A 14,374-nucleotide genomic window follows, 5' to 3' on the forward strand; every position below is an offset into this window, starting at 1 on the left:
AGGCTGATCATAGTTGAGCGAAATCGCCGGATCAGACTTTGACCGACGTTTTACTGCCGGCGCTCGCCCGGTTATCTTCTTGCCATCCATGAAAAGAAACACAACGTAGAGAGCAGGCGCGCTTGCGCTGGACGATTGGTACGAATATCTGCCCGTGTTGGATCAGTTTCGCATCGCTCGGAGTCACACCGCTGGTTGCCACTCCAGACAGGCTGGATTGGCCACAAAACCAATGCGTTCATACAGGGGACGCCCCTGCTCACTGGCATGCAGCCACACCCGACCCAGTTGCTCGGCGCTGGCATGGGCCACCATGGCATCGAGCAGGGCGCTGGCCATGCCCTGCTTGCGATGGGCTGGCAGGGTATACATATTGAGCAGGTAGGCCTCCTTCCCCGACACATTGCCAGGATAGGGTGGTCGCACAAACAGGGCCAGGGTGCCACTCGCCACCACCTCTCCCCCGACCTCCGCCACCCAGGAGCGCACACTGCCATCAGCCTGCCCCGCACTGAAATAGGCGGTGGTCGCCTGCCAGAGATCCAGATCGGCCAGCGGCTCGGCCAACTCCCCCACCTCGCAAAACAGCCCCATGCGCAAACTCACCAAGGCGGGAATATCGGCCATATCTGCCTGACGAATAATCATTGCTCTCTCCATTGAGGACAAGGCCAATAGCCCTGACTGTTCATCATCATGACAAATAGCAGCATCAGGCACCCTTTGTCATCGGAAGATATCTGAGACTCATCACCGGCGGCGGCCTGTCAGCCAGTGATCAAGGCTCAGCACACCGCTGCCCCAGATGGTCAGGATTAGCAGCATCCAGCCCCACAGCTGATGATCGTAAAAGCCGCCCGCCCAGAGGGTTGGATAGGAGATCACCGCCATGATATTGAAGCCAAACAGCAGCAGAGCGGCCGGACGGGTAAAAAGGCCTGCCAGCAGAAACAGGGGAAGCAGCAACTCGGTCGCCGTCCCCAGATAGGCGGCCCACAACCAGGGCAACAGGGGCACCTGATACTCGGATTCAAATAGATAGAGGGTTGAATCCCACGCCGTCAGCTTGAGCCAGCCTGAAGTGATAAAGACCGAGGCGACCCAGAGCCTCGCCAGCAGCAAGACGGCACCGCTCATCCAGCGTGGCAGATCGCCACTCGAGCTGGCCAGCGCCAGCCATTTGTTTCCCATCATGGCATCACCTCCACATCGACCAAGAGACCAAGCATTACCAGGCGGGTGAGATGATCACTCGCCACGGGATCGGTTGCCAGCAGGGTGGCCAAGGGTCTACCTTCCAGGCAGCCTTGCAGCAGCGCCCACTCACCTGCCTCTAAAGGCAACGGCGTGACCCGATAATCCAGCTGCTTCTTCAATACCAGCCAGACAGGGGCACAGAGATCCCCCACCGCCTCCCCACCGTGTAGCGCCATCTGCCACAGGGCCAGCACCGGGTAGTCGCTGGCAACCAGCAGCAGATCCGTGGCAGGCAACAGCCGCAGCCGCTCCCATTGTGGCGGCGATAATCCGGCCAGACGTTCGGCTGGCCAGCAGCGGGACTCCAGCGGCAGCAGACTGGCACGCTCAAGCTGCCACTCGAACTGCGCCAGCGCCTCCAGCCAGGGTAACTCGGCCGTGGTTGGCAAGCGGGCCAGCCACTGACCAAAACCGGCGCCATAGTGCATGACGCTCCCTTCCTGTAGCGGCTCGTCCAGCACGAAACCACGGGCCGCTGCCACGAAAAATTCGTCTCCCACCATGGCCTTGACGGCGGGATAGCTGCTCGCCAGCACCTCGCCAAGACTCAGGATGAAGTGGTTGCGATAGACCTGCAGCACCGACTCGGCAGGAAACAACCGGGAGCTGATGTGGGGGGCAATCGCGGCAGGCTCTCCCAGCAGGCCATCGGCAAAGTGCCGTTGCAGCTGTTTCAGTTCAACCATGGGCTAGCTCCCGAACCATGTTTGCAGCTTGCGCCTCATCCAGAATGGCGCTGGCCTGCTCAGCTTCGGCCAGCAAGACCGGCAGAGGGGGGATCTCGAGATCCCACTCAATCAGGGTGGGGATGGCCTGCTTGCGGCAGATCTGGCGATAGAGTTCCCAGACCGGCTCCACCACAGGGGCGCTGTGGGTGTCGATATAGAGGGAGCCTTCGGGCAGCTGTTTCTCGGTATAACCAGCCAGATGGATTTCCCCGACGGTGGCGAGATCGATCGTCGCCAGATAGTCATCGCAAGAGAAACCGTGGTTGAAGGCACTGACGTAGAGATTGTTGAGGTCGAGCAAGATGCCGCAACCGCTGCGTTGCTGCAGCTCGGCCAAAAATTCCCATTCGCTCATCTCCCCTGCCAGTTGCAGATAGGAGGAGGGATTTTCCATCAGCAACCGGCAGCCCAGGGTCTGTTGTACCTGCTGGATCTTGTCACTCATGTTGCGAAGGGATTGACGGGTATAGGGTACAGGCAGCAGGTCGTTGAAGTAGCGTCCGCCAATGCTGCCCCAGCTCAGATGTTCGGAGATCCGTACCGGCTTGATCGCCGCTGCCAATGATGACAACTGTTGCAGGTGGCGCTGATCGAGCGGGTCGGCCGAGCCGAGGGACATGCCAACGCCGTGCAGACTGACGGGGTAGTGTTGCGCCAACTCACTCAGCACCTGAAAGCCCTGGCTGTGCGGCTCGAAGTAATTTTCACTGTGCACCTCCAGCCAACCGACTGCCGGCAGGGTTTGCCGGATCCCGTCGTAATGGGGAGTGCGTAATCCGATACCAATCAAAGGGTTCATCGCAAGACTCGCTTTCGCCAATCAGAGAGGATACAGGGGGCGGCCCCTTGGCCATCCCCTGCCCGATGTCTCTTACTTGGGTTGCAGCGAACCGCCCACCAGCTTCTCGCACAGCCCTTTGGGCATCACCACAAAGGCATCGCCCTGGGCATTTTCCTTGGCGGTCCCGGCGCAGGAATTGCTCTTGGTCGCACAGTCATTCTTGCTGGCCTTGACCACGCCGTAGCACTTCTCCTTTTCCTCGGCAGCCATGGCTGGCGCCGCGATGAACTGGGCACCCAGTGCCAGCAGACCTGTCATGGCGGAGGCGATCGCTGTGCTTTTTTTAACGTTCATATTCGTGATCCTTGTGCTGTTGAGTGTGATGACCCCGCTCAGTGTCGTGGCGGGGTACCTGCAATAGAACCGGAACAGCAGAGGATTAATTTCATGAAAAGAGAAAAACAAGGGGGTGACTCAGGAGTTTTCATCTAACAAATTGTTTAATAAAACATATTTTTTAAGCTGGCCAGTCACAAGAAAAGCACTTTCGCCCGCTAGATCCCGGCAGACCAAAGATCAGCTCCCGCTTGTGGCACCGGTCAGTCCATCAGAAAGGAGCAATAGGAGATGTTCGGCAGGAGGGGAACCACTGCTATTTCTGGAGCACAATAAAAAAGAGAGCCGAAGCTCTCTTTTTTAAGATGAATGGGGTCTAGTAGAAGATCCGCTCGCCGCGCTCGCTCATCTTGAGCCATACCGGCTTGGTGCTGGTTTTACTCCAGATACGATGCAAGTAGCTGTAGAAGCGGGCACGATCGCTGCGAAACAGCATAACGGGGAAGGCCAGAATACCCACCAGCAGCGCATAGATACGACGAAGAATTATCTGAGTCAGAGAAAAGGGATGAAACATGATAGTACTCCTTACTGGTAAGACCACTGAGCAAAGATTACTCCACAAACTGTAGGATTACTACACCAATAACGCCATTTTTTCGCAAAAAAATCCGCAAAAAGCCATATAGTGAAATCCAATTACATTAATTAACTTACAGGTAACAAAAACTGGCAAAGGGATGTGCGTCGACCAGATTTAATGGGTTGGCAGTCAGGAGGGAGTTTATGCGATGAAACCTGCGGAAATGGCGGTCTTGGGGGTACTGGGCCTCTTGCTCTGGTCGGAATGGCAGGATTGGCAACTCAATCAAGGCGACAGCATCACCCTGGCCTATCAGGGCGTGCCCACCGTCAGCCTGTGGCAGTGCGGCCTGCTGAAACAGAAGATGGCGGATCTGACCGAACATTCGGCCGCAGTGCAATTTCAATTCCGGGGGCAGGATCTGGTGGAGGTCAATCGCTATCTGGAACGGGAGTGGCAACAGCAGGGCTGTGAACAGTTACTGACTCAGCAGGGATATTGAGAAACAGAAAAGCACACCTGTGGTGTGTGATATTTATCGCTGGAATGATATTGAACTGGAAGGATATGGAGGCACGTTCCGGAGTCGAACCGGACTAAACGGATTTGCAATCCGCTGCATAACCGCTTTGCTAACGCGCCATGCTGACAAGGCTGTTGCCTTGAAAGTGATACCCATAGTTGGTGCTATGAGAAATTGGAGCGGGAAACGAGACTCGAACTCGCGACCCCGACCTTGGCAAGGTCGTGCTCTACCAACTGAGCTATTCCCGCCTTACTGCCGTGTGCCAGTTACCTGACAACGAGGCGCATTATACGTACCCCGAGCGCGGGCACAACCCTTTTTTCGCACTTTTAGCCCTTGCCCGTACTGTTTGCTCAGGGTTTAGACGGCTTGACCAAAAAAACCACATCAGGCTGTGACCCCACAGGCGAATTTAAGATAAAGTCATTGAAATGATTAGTCTTTAGTCAGAGACTTGTGCCGCTTAGTAACTGGATTCTCAATTGAAAATCACACGATGAAATGGATCTTCAAGCCTCGTGGGCTCAGGCCGCAGCTAATGCTGGCTTTTTTCATGTTGGGTCTGGTGCCCTTCCTGGTCGTTACCCTGTTCTTCCTCTACAGCCATGGCAAAGATCTCACCACCCAGACTTCCAACCACCTGGTTTCCGTTCGCAACATCAAGAAGAGCCAGCTGGAGGATTACTTCGGCAACCTCAAAGAACAGATCATCAACTTCTCCCAGCAGGATTTTGCCGGCAACAGTATAGGTCGCTTCTACGGCTTTACCGGTGCGTTCGAGAAGCTCGGCACCACGCCGCAGGAGGCACGCGCACGCGCCCAGGCACGCTACGTTCCCGGCTCCTGGGACAAGCTGCAAAAACCCGAGCCCAAAGTCGAGATCGAACCGGCCATCAGTGCCCTGATCCTGGCAGACGAGATGTATGGCCGGGTGCACCAGCGCTTTCATCGCGGCTATGCCGACATGGTGCGCAAATCCAATTACAGCGACATCTTCCTCATCGATCTCAACGGCGACGTTGTCTATTCAGTCACCAAGCGCCCCAACTTTGCCACCAACCTGCTCTCCGGCCCCTATCAGGCCAGCGGCCTTGGCAGCACCTTCGCCAAGATCAAGCGCCGCCTCGACGGCGGTCAGAAACCACAGCAGATCTTCGAATTCACCGACTTTGGCCGCAACGAGCTGACCGGCCAGGTGGTCGCCTACATGGCCGCCCCCGTCATGCAGTACGACTATGTGCGCGGCGTGGTGATCTTCGAGTTGCTGCCGGACAAGCTCAACCAGATCATGGCAGAGCGGGAGGGGCTGGGAGAAACTGGCGAGACCATCCTCATAGGGCCGGACAAGCGGATGCGTGCCAATGCCTGGCTGGCGCCGGAATTCAGTGTTGAGAACAGCTTCAGCCCCAATTTCAGGCCTTTGCAGACCCCATTGGTGGTCAAGGCCCTCTCCGGTGAACAGGGAGTCGGGCTGTTTCGTTCCTATCACGATGACGATGTGCTGGCCGCCTATACCCAGGTGAAGGTGTTCGACACCGAGTGGGCCTTCATCGCCGAGATCTCCACCAGCGAGGCCTATCGCCCCATCCGTCAGCTGGAGACGCTGGTGATCCTGCTGGGAGCCGGATCCTTGCTGCTGCTGATCCTGTTTTCCCGCTGGCTCTCCCACTCCATCACGGCCCCGTTGCGATCCCTCACCGCCGCCGCCGAGCAGGTGGCCGATGGCGCCCTGGATCACCCCATCACTATCCCTCGCACCGACGATGACATAGACAGGCTGGCTCAGGCGTTTCGCCACATGCAGCGCTCGGTGAAAGACAAGATAGAGCTTATCGAGCGCCAGACCCAGGAGCTGCAACAGCAGGTCAAACTGACCCACAAGCAGAACCTCAGTCTGCAACAGGCGGACAAGCTCAAAGATGAGCTGCTGGCCAACACCTCCCACGAGCTGCGCACTCCCATCCATGGCATCAAGGGGATGGCGGAGTCCATGCTCGCCAGCCAGCAGGACTTGACCGAGGGGCAGCAAAATCAGCTCGGCCTCATCATCAAGAGCGCCGACGGTCTGGCCCGGCTGGTGGACGACCTGCTCGACTACCATCAGATGCGCTACGGCCAGCTGGAGATCCATCCCCAGCCCGTCGCCTCCAAGGGGGTCATACGGCTGGTGCTGGATCTCTGTCAGCACCTGGTGCAGGCCAAGCCCCTCACCCTGGTGGACATAAGCCCGGCCGAGCTGCCGCCGGTACTGGCCGACGAGCAGCGCCTCGAACAGGTGCTCTACAACCTGGTGGGCAACGCCATCAAGTACACGCCCCAGGGCAAGGTGGTGCTGAGCGCCCTGGTGGAGGGCAACTTCCTGCGCATCAAGGTGACCGACACCGGCATCGGGATTGCCAAAGAGCATCTGGAGCACATCTTCGAACCACTAGTTCAGATGAGCCCCGAGGTGAGCAAGCAGGGGGCCGGCCTCGGCCTCTCCATCACCCGCCAGCTGGTACACCTGATGGGAGGCGAGCTCTTCGTAGAGAGCGAGCCGAGCGTCGGTTCCACCTTCGCCTTCACCCTGCCGCTCGCCAGCGGCAAGGCGGGCAACCTGACCCTGGACAGCCGCCAGATTGGACACCAGCTGGTGCGCCAGCAGCCGCTCATCTTGCCGGACTGGGAGAGCGATGATCTGCCGCCTCCGCCCCATGATGCGCCTCTCATACTGGTGGTGGATGACGAGCCCATCAATCTGCATATCCTGCGCCATCTGCTGCAACCCTGCGGTTACCGCATCCTGCCCAGCAGCGATGGCCACGACGCCCTGGCCAAGCTGGCCCAGGAGCCGGTCGACCTGATCCTGCTCGATGTCATGATGCCAACCCTCTCGGGTTTTGACGTCTGCCGCCGCCTGCGCGAGCAGCACCCGAAAGACAAGCTGCCGGTGCTGCTGCTCACTGCCCTCAACCAGCCAAAGGATATAGAAGAGGGATTCAACGCCGGGGCCAACGATTACCTGGTCAAACCTTTCTGCAAGGAGGAGCTGTTTGCCCGGGTCAAGGCCCTGCTGGAAGCGAGTGCGGGCCGCGCCTCTCTGGTGGAGAACCGTCTGCTCAAGCAGGAGATAGAGCATCGCCTCACCCTGCAGGAACAACTGCATCAGGATCAGGAGCGGCTGCTGGCGCTGCTCGGGGAAGGGGCCGATCCCATTGTTTTCATTGATGAGCAGGGCACTGTGCTGTTTGCCTCCCGGGTGCTGGCCCGCTTGCTGGGTCAGGAGCCGGAAGCCATGGAGGGCCAGCCTCTGGATGAGTGGCTGGCCCTCCCGCTGGCAACCCAGTGGCCCGACCTGAAGGCGCAGCAGGAGCAGCGACTGGCGTTTCTGGTGGCAGGCCAGCAGGACGAGCTCAATGCCCGCGCCCTCTCCATCAGCCTGGGGGGGCAGGCCGCCTTCGCCCTCACCCTCAGCACTGAGCTGCGCCAGGACGAGAACCGGGTGATGGCTCTGGAAAACGCCCTCAAGAGCCTGTCACGTCAGGCCATCATAGAGGATGGTCAGCTGCTGGGTGAACTGAGCCGGCTGGGGGGAGAATTCCGTTCACTGGCCGACGATCTCATTCGCCAGCAGGATGACGAACCCCTGCGCCGGGCCTTGGTGGATACCATGCGTCTCACCCTGGATGCCTGGCAGCAGAGCACCGGCAAGGGCAAGATAGTGCTGGCGGAGAAGAGCAAGCTTTGGCGCGTCTACATGGACAGATCCAGCCCCCAGACCCGTACCCTCGATAAATACCTGAGCCTGGATACTCTGCCCAAGGCACCGCGCTGGAAGACGGTCGTCGCCACCGCCGAGTATGTGCTCGCCCACAGTCCGCTGAGCGATCCCCTGCGCCAGCAGTTGCACCACAGCGCCCAGACCCTGCGTCAACTCGCCAACCGCAAATCCTGATCCCCCCCGAACTGCGCCCTGGCTCACACTTGCCGGGGCGGTTTTTTTTTGTGCAGAATTAAGCGGGTAAAACGCGTCAAAACAAGAGCCGATCCAATTCACACAATTGTCATGAATGGCCTGAAGACAGGGACTTATTACGCCAAAGCAAATAACATAACTTCATGATTTAAAATGGGTTAAAAACCATTTTGACGATATTGACGTCGGGGCTGTGATTTTTACGATATCGACGAACGGAACAGTTGTTGTTTTCCTGTTAACTCTGCTTTGCTAGGGACGTTGGAAAACAGAACGACAAAGGTTAGACACCTGACCAACACAGAGGGCCGACCTCCCCAGCATGCGAAGTCGGTGCTCACACAAAACAAGGCGAACCCTCGGGAATGCCAAAAAATAAGAAAGGACATAATATGCTTGCCAAAGTATCCAAAATCTCTACTGCTGTAATGCTGGGAACCATGATGCTCGCCGGGGCCGCCGGCAATGTCATGGCAGCTGAAAACAAGACTGTGCTGACCCTGGTCGCACAACAGGAGACCGCCTGGGTCAAAAACTTCAACCCCTTCCTTCAAGCGGGTTTGCTCCATACCACTCGTCACTTCATCTATGAACCTCTGGTGATCTTCAACGATATGCAGGGTGGAAAACCCGTCTATCGTCTGGCCACTCACTATGCATTCAGCGATGACCTGAAATCCGTCACCTTCGATCTGCGTGAAGGGGTCAAGTGGTCCGACGGGGAAGGTTTTGATGCGGATGACATTCTCTTCTCCTTCAATCTGGTGAAAGCCAACAAGGCGCTGGATGAGCGCTCTATCTGGACCCAGATCAAGAACATAGAGAAACTAGGTCCCTACAAGATCAAGTTCGACCTGACCGACGTCAATACCAACGTGGTGAATGACCTGGTGCTGGTGCCCATAGTCCCCGAGCACCAGTGGAAGTCAGTGAAGGATCCGGTTGCCTTCACCAACGACAAGCCAGTCGGTACCGGTCCCTTCACCGAGGTGGACAACTTCTCCGCCCAGCTCTACACCCAGTGCCGCAACCCGCACTACTGGGATAACGCCAACCTCGCCATCGACTGCCTGCGCATGCCGCAGATGGCCACCAACGACCAGGTGCTGGCCGCCGTGATGAAGGGGGACGTTGACTGGTTCGGCTCCTTCGTACCGGACATAGAGCGCCTCTACGTTGGCAACGATCCGAAAAACAACAAGTACTGGTTCCCGGCCTCCGGCACAGTGGCATTCAACGTCAACTTCCAGACCAAGAACCCGGGCAACCACGAAGCCTTCAACGACATCACTTTCCGCCGCGCCTTCTCCATGGCGATGGACCGTCAGGCCATGGTGGATATTGCCGGTTATGGCTACCCGACCGTCAACGAGTACCCCTCAGGGCTCGGCAAAGCCTTCGACTCCTGGAACAACCCGGAAGTCGACAAGAAGTACGGCAAATTCAACAAGTTCGACTTGGAAGGCGCCAAGGCCATGCTGAAAGAGGCGGGCTACAAGGATTGTGACGGCGACAAGTTCCTCGACACCCCGAGCTGCAAGAAGATCGAGTTCAAGGTGCTGGTACCGAACGGCTGGACCGACTGGGTCAATACCGCCCAGATCGGGGTCGAAGGCTTGCAGGCCCTGGGCCTGAACGCCAAAACCGCCACCCCGGAAGCCACCGTCTGGACCGAAAACCTGATCACCGGTGACTTCGACGTCGCGCTGCAGGGTTACTTTGCCGGTGCCAACCCGCACAAGTACTTCGAGACCGCCTTCCACTCCCGCAACATGGGTGAGCGTGGCAACCGCTTTGCGGCACCCCGTTACAAGGACCCGGCCCTCGACCAGCTGATCGATGACTTCACCCAGACCGCCGATGCGGCCAAGCAGAAGGCCATCATGTTCGAGATCCAGGACAAGGTCGGTGCCAACCAGACCATCATCCCGGTATTCAACAACCCGACCTGGTACGAATACAGCACCAAGCGCTTCAATGGCTGGTTCAGTGCCGACAACCCGGTTGCCAAGCCGCAGGTTCACCCGGACACCCCGGAACGTCTGCTGCACGTGTTGTCACTCAAGCCAAACAGCTAACCACCCCGGCCCCCTGCGGGGGGCCATTCTCCCCGCCATGTCTTCCATCCCCCTGATTGTTCGGGGTTGGGGGAGCTTTGCCCGGCGCGGGGCAGGCTTGCAGTAAAAGGGTTCACCATGGGATTTATACTGAGACGTTTCTCCTTCTATCTGGTCGCCTTTCTGGTGGCCGCCACCATCAACTTCCTGCTACCCAGAGCCATGCCGGGGGATCCTGTCTCCGTCATGTTTGCCCGGGCTGGCGCCATGATGGAACCCGCCGCGCTGGAGGCCCTCAAGGCCACCTTCGGTTTTGTGGACGGCCCCATCAGCACCCAATTTCTCACCTATGTGAAGAGTGTCTTCACTTGGGATCTCGGCACCTCGGTGCGCTACTACCCCCAACCCGTAGCCGACGTACTCGGACGCGCCATCGGCTGGACCCTGTTCCTGGTGGGTACCTCCACCATACTGAGCTTCTCCGTCGGATCCATCGTCGGTATCTTCGCCGCCTGGTATCGGGGAGGCGCCATGGACAGCATCCTCTCCCCGCTCACTCTGGTGATGCAGGCCATTCCGCCCGTGGTCATCTCCCTGCTCGCCCTCTTCCTGTTCGGGGTCAGTCTGGAGTGGTTACCCATCGGCTATGCCTACAGCCCGGAAATAAAGGCCGATTTTGGCTGGGAGCACATCAAGAGCATCATGACCCACGCCATCATGCCGGTCGCCACCCTGGCCATGGTGCAGGTGGGGGGCTTCCTCATCACAATGCGCAACAACATGATTAACCTCTTGGGGGAGGATTACATCACCATGGCCAAGGCCAAGGGGCTCTCCAGCAACCGGGTCATTTTCAACTACGGTGCCCGCAACGCCATACTGCCGAGCGTCACCGCGCTCTCCATGGCGCTCGGTTTCGTCATCGGCGGCTCCCTCATCACTGAGGTGATCTTCAACTACCCGGGACTCGGATTGACCCTCTATCAGGGCATTCTGGCCCGCGACTACCCCCTCATTCAGGGGCAGCTGCTCATCATGACCATCACAATGCTCAGCTTCAACTTCCTGGCCGACGTGCTCTACGTCTTCCTGGACCCCCGTCTGCGTACAGGAGGCAAATAAGATGCGTATGCCGACTATTTTGAAAATCCTGCTGGGCAACAAGAAAGCCGCCTTCGGCCTCTTCATCGTGGTCAGCTTCGTGCTGATGGCACTGTTCGCCCCCCTGCTGGCCAGCAATGAACCGACCAAGCGAGTCTCCCGTCCGCACCAGCCCCCCAGCGCCGAATACGTGATGGGCACCACCCGCATGGGCCACGATATCTGGTCCCAATTTGCCAACGGTGCCCGCATTTCCCTGATGGTGGGCTTCGGGGCCGGCATATTGGTGTGCGCCCTCGCCATCACCATCGGCATCACCGCCGGCTACTTTGGCGGCGTGATCGACGAGTGCCTCACCTTCCTGATGAACGTGGTGCTGGTGATCCCCAACCTCCCCCTGCTGCTGGTGCTCGCAAGCTTTATCGGGGAGGCGTCACCGACGGTGATTGCGCTCATCATAGGCTTTACCTCCTGGGCCTACGGCGCGCGGGTCATCCGGGCCCAGACCCTGGCCCTGCGGGAAAAAGAGTTCGTCATCGCCGCCGAAGTGCTGGGGGAGCCGGCCTGGCGCATCATTCTGGTGGAGATACTGCCGAACCTCATCTCCATCATAGGGGTGAGCTTCATCGGCTCCATCATCTACGCCATCGTCACCGAGGCGACCCTGGAGTTTCTGGGGCTCGGGGATCCGACCGTGGTCAGCTGGGGCATCATGCTCTACAACGCCCAGACCTCCAGTGCCATCCTGGTGGGTGCCTGGTGGGAGATCCTGGCCCCCTGCTTCGCCATCGCCACCCTGGGTGCTGGTCTGGCCCTGCTCAACTTCGCCATCGACGAGATAGCCAACCCTCAGCTGCGCTCCCACAAGGGTCTTCGCCGCTGGAAGCAGCTCGCCGTCCCCGTGGCAGCACCACAGGAGAGGACAGCATGAACAAGCAACCCCTGCTGTCGGTACGCAACCTCTGCGTCGACTACATCACCGAGAGCGGCGACGTGCGCGCCGTCAATTCGGTCAGCTTCGACATAGCCCCCGGCGAAGTCTTCGGCCTCGCCGGCGAGTCGGGCTGCGGCAAGTCCACGGTCGCCTTCTCGGTGGCCCGGCTGCACAAGCCGCCCGCCTACATCAGCGGCGGCGAGATCCTGTTCAAGGGAGAGAACATACTCCACTACGGCGAAGAGCGGCTGCGCTCCTATCGCTGGCAACAGGTATCCGTGGTGTTCCAGTCCGCCATGAACGCGCTCAACCCGGTGCTGCGCATGGAGGAGCAGTTCTGCGACGTGCTGCTGGCCCACAATCCCGGCATGACTCGCTACGAAGCGATCAAGCGCGCCCAGGTACTGCTGGAGATAGTCGACATCCATCCGAGCCGGCTCAAGGATTATCCGCACCAGTTCTCCGGCGGCATGCGCCAGCGGCTGGTGATCGCCATCGCCATGGCGCTCAACCCCGAGCTCTTGATCATGGATGAGCCGACCACGGCGCTCGATGTGGTGGTACAGCGGGAGATACTGCAGAAGGTTTATGCCCTGAAAGAGCAGTTCAACTTCTCCATCCTCTTCATCACCCACGACCTCTCCTTGATGGTCGAATTCTGCGATCGCATCGGCATCATGTACGCCGGTGAGCTGATCGAGGTGGCGCCTTCCAAGGCGATCCTGACCTCGCCCCTGCACCCCTATACCCGCGGGCTCGGCAACTCCTTCCCGCCCCTGCACGGCCCAAAAACCGTGCTGGAAGGGATCCCCGGCACACCGCTCAACCTGCTGGAGGTGCCGGTCGGCTGCCGCTTCCAGGCCCGCTGTGGCAAGGTGCACGATCGCTGCCGCCAGGAGTACACCCGCCTGGTCGAGATCCGGCCGGGGCAACAAACCGCCTGCCACCTTTATGAGGCGCAGGATGAGCAACCGGATCCCGTTTTCTATCTGGACAAGGCCGCTGGCTGTTAAGGATGTCTGTCATGCAAATCGCCCAAACCGACGCGCCCATCATCGAAGTCCAGCACCTCTACAAGGACTTCCCCGTCAACTCCAATGCCATCAAGAGCGGCAAGATGCGGGCCCTCTCCGACATCACCTTCAACCTGCACCGGGGCCGCGCCCTGGCGGTGGTGGGGGAGTCGGGCTCCGGCAAGAGCACCATCGCCAAGATCATCGCCAAGATGTACAAGCTCTCCAGCGGCCGCATCCTCTATCGCGGCCGGGATCTGGAGGAGTTCAACAAGGGCACGGCCCTGCTCGACTATCGCCAGAGCGTGCAGATGGTGTGGCAGGATCCCTTCGGTTCTCTCAACCCGACTCACACCATCTACCACCACATCGCCCGCCCCCTGCTGCTGCACAGCAAGGTGATCGACAAGAAAGATCTGCCCGAGATGGTCTATACCCTGCTGGAGAAAGTCGGCCTGACCCCGGCCAAAGCCACGGCGGCCAAGTACCCGCACCAGCTCTCCGGCGGCCAGCGCCAGCGGGTCAACATAGCCCGCAACCTGGCGGTGGAGGCGGAGGTGGTGCTGGCGGACGAACCCACCTCCATGCTCGACGTCTCCATTCGCATCGGCATCCTCAACCTGATGGAGCAGATGAAAAACGAGCTGGGGGTCTCCATGCTCTACATCACCCACGACATCGCCACCGCACGCTATGTGGCGGAAGACTTGGCGGTGATGTACGTGGGTCACATGGTGGAGTGGGGCGAGGTGGACGAGATACTGCACCACCCGCAGCACCCCTACACCCAGCTGCTCATCTCGGCGGTGCCCGACCCCGAGAAGAGTATCCACGCCGCGCTGGAGGGGGGCCGCAAGGGGGAGATACCGCTCTGGACGCCGGACTCCTGTGGCTGCCCCTTCGCCGGGCGCTGCAACCAGGCGATGGCCCGCTGCAAGGATGAGCTGCCCCCCATCACCAAACTCGCCGACAACCACTTCGTGCGCTGCTATCTCTACGAGTGATGCTCGCCACTAAAACGGCCGGACAAGCCAGTCCGGCCATGCCTCGATGCGGGGCCACCACGGCCCCGCTATGTGCCTCACCGCAATGGGGTGAACCAC

At 59.2% G+C, this 14,374-nt stretch carries 13 protein-coding genes and 2 tRNA genes; 7 read left to right on the forward strand and 8 right to left on the reverse strand.

Annotated elements, in window-relative coordinates; all coding sequences use genetic code 11:
* Positions 1-183: 183 nt before the first annotated feature.
* The 6 genes from GWQ31_RS07050 to GWQ31_RS07075 all read right to left on the reverse strand — a co-directional run bounded on the left by GWQ31_RS07050 (position 184) and on the right by GWQ31_RS07075 (position 3,679).
* The gene (locus GWQ31_RS07050; protein ID WP_275908988.1) at positions 184-648 is read right to left on the reverse strand and encodes a GNAT family N-acetyltransferase; all 465 of its coding nucleotides are present in this window, start codon (positions 646-648) and stop codon (positions 184-186) included.
* 102 nt (positions 649-750) lie between these two features.
* Positions 751-1,194 (reverse strand): DoxX family protein, encoded by a 444-nt coding sequence (locus GWQ31_RS07055; RefSeq protein WP_275908989.1) that lies wholly within the window; start codon positions 1,192-1,194, stop codon positions 751-753.
* Positions 1,191-1,943, reverse strand: a complete 753-nt coding sequence (locus tag GWQ31_RS07060; RefSeq protein WP_234592849.1) for a DNA-binding domain-containing protein — start codon at positions 1,941-1,943, stop codon at positions 1,191-1,193. The genes GWQ31_RS07055 and GWQ31_RS07060 overlap by 4 nt, the downstream gene beginning before the upstream one ends.
* Positions 1,936-2,784, reverse strand: coding sequence for a DUF692 domain-containing protein (locus GWQ31_RS07065; protein WP_275908990.1), 849 nt, complete (start codon positions 2,782-2,784; stop codon positions 1,936-1,938). The genes GWQ31_RS07060 and GWQ31_RS07065 overlap by 8 nt, the downstream gene beginning before the upstream one ends.
* Positions 2,785-2,856: 72 nt before the next feature.
* Positions 2,857-3,120, reverse strand: a complete 264-nt coding sequence (locus GWQ31_RS07070; protein ID WP_265422756.1) for a DUF2282 domain-containing protein — start codon at positions 3,118-3,120, stop codon at positions 2,857-2,859.
* Positions 3,121-3,478: 358 nt separating this feature from the next.
* The gene (locus GWQ31_RS07075) at positions 3,479-3,679 is read right to left on the reverse strand and encodes a YbfA family protein (protein ID WP_021139055.1); all 201 of its coding nucleotides are present in this window, start codon (positions 3,677-3,679) and stop codon (positions 3,479-3,481) included.
* 214 nt (positions 3,680-3,893) lie between these two features.
* On the opposite strand from GWQ31_RS07075, the gene GWQ31_RS07080 reads away from it, so the two are divergent.
* Positions 3,894-4,187, forward strand: a complete 294-nt coding sequence (locus tag GWQ31_RS07080; RefSeq protein WP_159165807.1) for a hypothetical protein — start codon at positions 3,894-3,896, stop codon at positions 4,185-4,187.
* Between the two features lie 66 nt (positions 4,188-4,253).
* Here the strand turns inward: GWQ31_RS07080 and GWQ31_RS07085 are convergent.
* Together GWQ31_RS07085 and GWQ31_RS07090 are read right to left on the reverse strand one after the other, a co-directional pair.
* Positions 4,254-4,327, reverse strand: a tRNA-Cys gene (locus GWQ31_RS07085).
* 56 nt (positions 4,328-4,383) lie between these two features.
* A tRNA-Gly gene (locus GWQ31_RS07090) sits at positions 4,384-4,459 on the reverse strand.
* Positions 4,460-4,707: 248 nt separating this feature from the next.
* Between GWQ31_RS07090 and GWQ31_RS07095 the strand changes: the two genes are divergently transcribed.
* The 6 genes from GWQ31_RS07095 to GWQ31_RS07120 all read left to right on the forward strand — a co-directional run bounded on the left by GWQ31_RS07095 (position 4,708) and on the right by GWQ31_RS07120 (position 14,275).
* Positions 4,708-8,145, forward strand: a complete 3,438-nt coding sequence (locus GWQ31_RS07095) for an ATP-binding protein (RefSeq protein WP_275908991.1) — start codon at positions 4,708-4,710, stop codon at positions 8,143-8,145.
* Positions 8,146-8,558: 413 nt separating this feature from the next.
* On the forward strand, positions 8,559-10,244 hold the full coding sequence (locus GWQ31_RS07100) for an ABC transporter substrate-binding protein (protein ID WP_096119834.1): 1,686 nt from the start codon (positions 8,559-8,561) through the stop codon (positions 10,242-10,244).
* A 117-nt stretch (positions 10,245-10,361) separates the two neighbouring features.
* Entirely contained in the window at positions 10,362-11,345 is a 984-nt protein-coding gene (locus tag GWQ31_RS07105; protein ID WP_021139059.1) for an ABC transporter permease, read from the forward strand.
* A gap of 1 nt (position 11,346) precedes the next feature.
* Positions 11,347-12,255, forward strand: coding sequence for an ABC transporter permease (locus GWQ31_RS07110; protein WP_275908992.1), 909 nt, complete (start codon positions 11,347-11,349; stop codon positions 12,253-12,255).
* Positions 12,252-13,271 carry an ABC transporter ATP-binding protein gene (locus tag GWQ31_RS07115; RefSeq protein WP_021139061.1) on the forward strand — a complete coding sequence of 340 codons (1,020 nt, stop codon included), beginning with the start codon at positions 12,252-12,254 and terminating at the stop codon, positions 13,269-13,271. Before GWQ31_RS07110 ends, GWQ31_RS07115 begins: the two co-directional genes overlap by 4 nt.
* Positions 13,272-13,282: 11 nt before the next feature.
* Positions 13,283-14,275, forward strand: a complete 993-nt coding sequence (locus tag GWQ31_RS07120; protein ID WP_021139062.1) for an ABC transporter ATP-binding protein — start codon at positions 13,283-13,285, stop codon at positions 14,273-14,275.
* Positions 14,276-14,374 lie beyond the last annotated feature (99 nt).

This window comes from Aeromonas sp. 2MA4 (genome assembly GCF_029237305.1).
GTDB classification, from domain to species: domain Bacteria; phylum Pseudomonadota; class Gammaproteobacteria; order Enterobacterales; family Aeromonadaceae; genus Aeromonas; species Aeromonas salmonicida.

Coding starts and splice junctions, on each gene's coding strand:
- GWQ31_RS07105 (WP_021139059.1), top strand. CDS start 10,362: ATGGGATTTATACTGAGACGTTTCTCCTTCTATCTGGTCGCCTTTCTG.
- GWQ31_RS07060 (WP_234592849.1), bottom strand. CDS start 1,943: ATGGTTGAACTGAAACAGCTGCAACGGCACTTTGCCGATGGCCTGCTG.
- GWQ31_RS07065 (WP_275908990.1), bottom strand. CDS start 2,784: ATGAACCCTTTGATTGGTATCGGATTACGCACTCCCCATTACGACGGG.
- GWQ31_RS07070 (WP_265422756.1), bottom strand. CDS start 3,120: ATGAACGTTAAAAAAAGCACAGCGATCGCCTCCGCCATGACAGGTCTG.
- GWQ31_RS07050 (WP_275908988.1), bottom strand. CDS start 648: ATGATTATTCGTCAGGCAGATATGGCCGATATTCCCGCCTTGGTGAGT.
- GWQ31_RS07095 (WP_275908991.1), top strand. CDS start 4,708: ATGAAATGGATCTTCAAGCCTCGTGGGCTCAGGCCGCAGCTAATGCTG.
- GWQ31_RS07115 (WP_021139061.1), top strand. CDS start 12,252: ATGAACAAGCAACCCCTGCTGTCGGTACGCAACCTCTGCGTCGACTAC.
- GWQ31_RS07075 (WP_021139055.1), bottom strand. CDS start 3,679: ATGTTTCATCCCTTTTCTCTGACTCAGATAATTCTTCGTCGTATCTAT.
- GWQ31_RS07100 (WP_096119834.1), top strand. CDS start 8,559: ATGCTTGCCAAAGTATCCAAAATCTCTACTGCTGTAATGCTGGGAACC.
- GWQ31_RS07080 (WP_159165807.1), top strand. CDS start 3,894: ATGAAACCTGCGGAAATGGCGGTCTTGGGGGTACTGGGCCTCTTGCTC.
- GWQ31_RS07120 (WP_021139062.1), top strand. CDS start 13,283: ATGCAAATCGCCCAAACCGACGCGCCCATCATCGAAGTCCAGCACCTC.
- GWQ31_RS07110 (WP_275908992.1), top strand. CDS start 11,347: ATGCGTATGCCGACTATTTTGAAAATCCTGCTGGGCAACAAGAAAGCC.
- GWQ31_RS07055 (WP_275908989.1), bottom strand. CDS start 1,194: ATGATGGGAAACAAATGGCTGGCGCTGGCCAGCTCGAGTGGCGATCTG.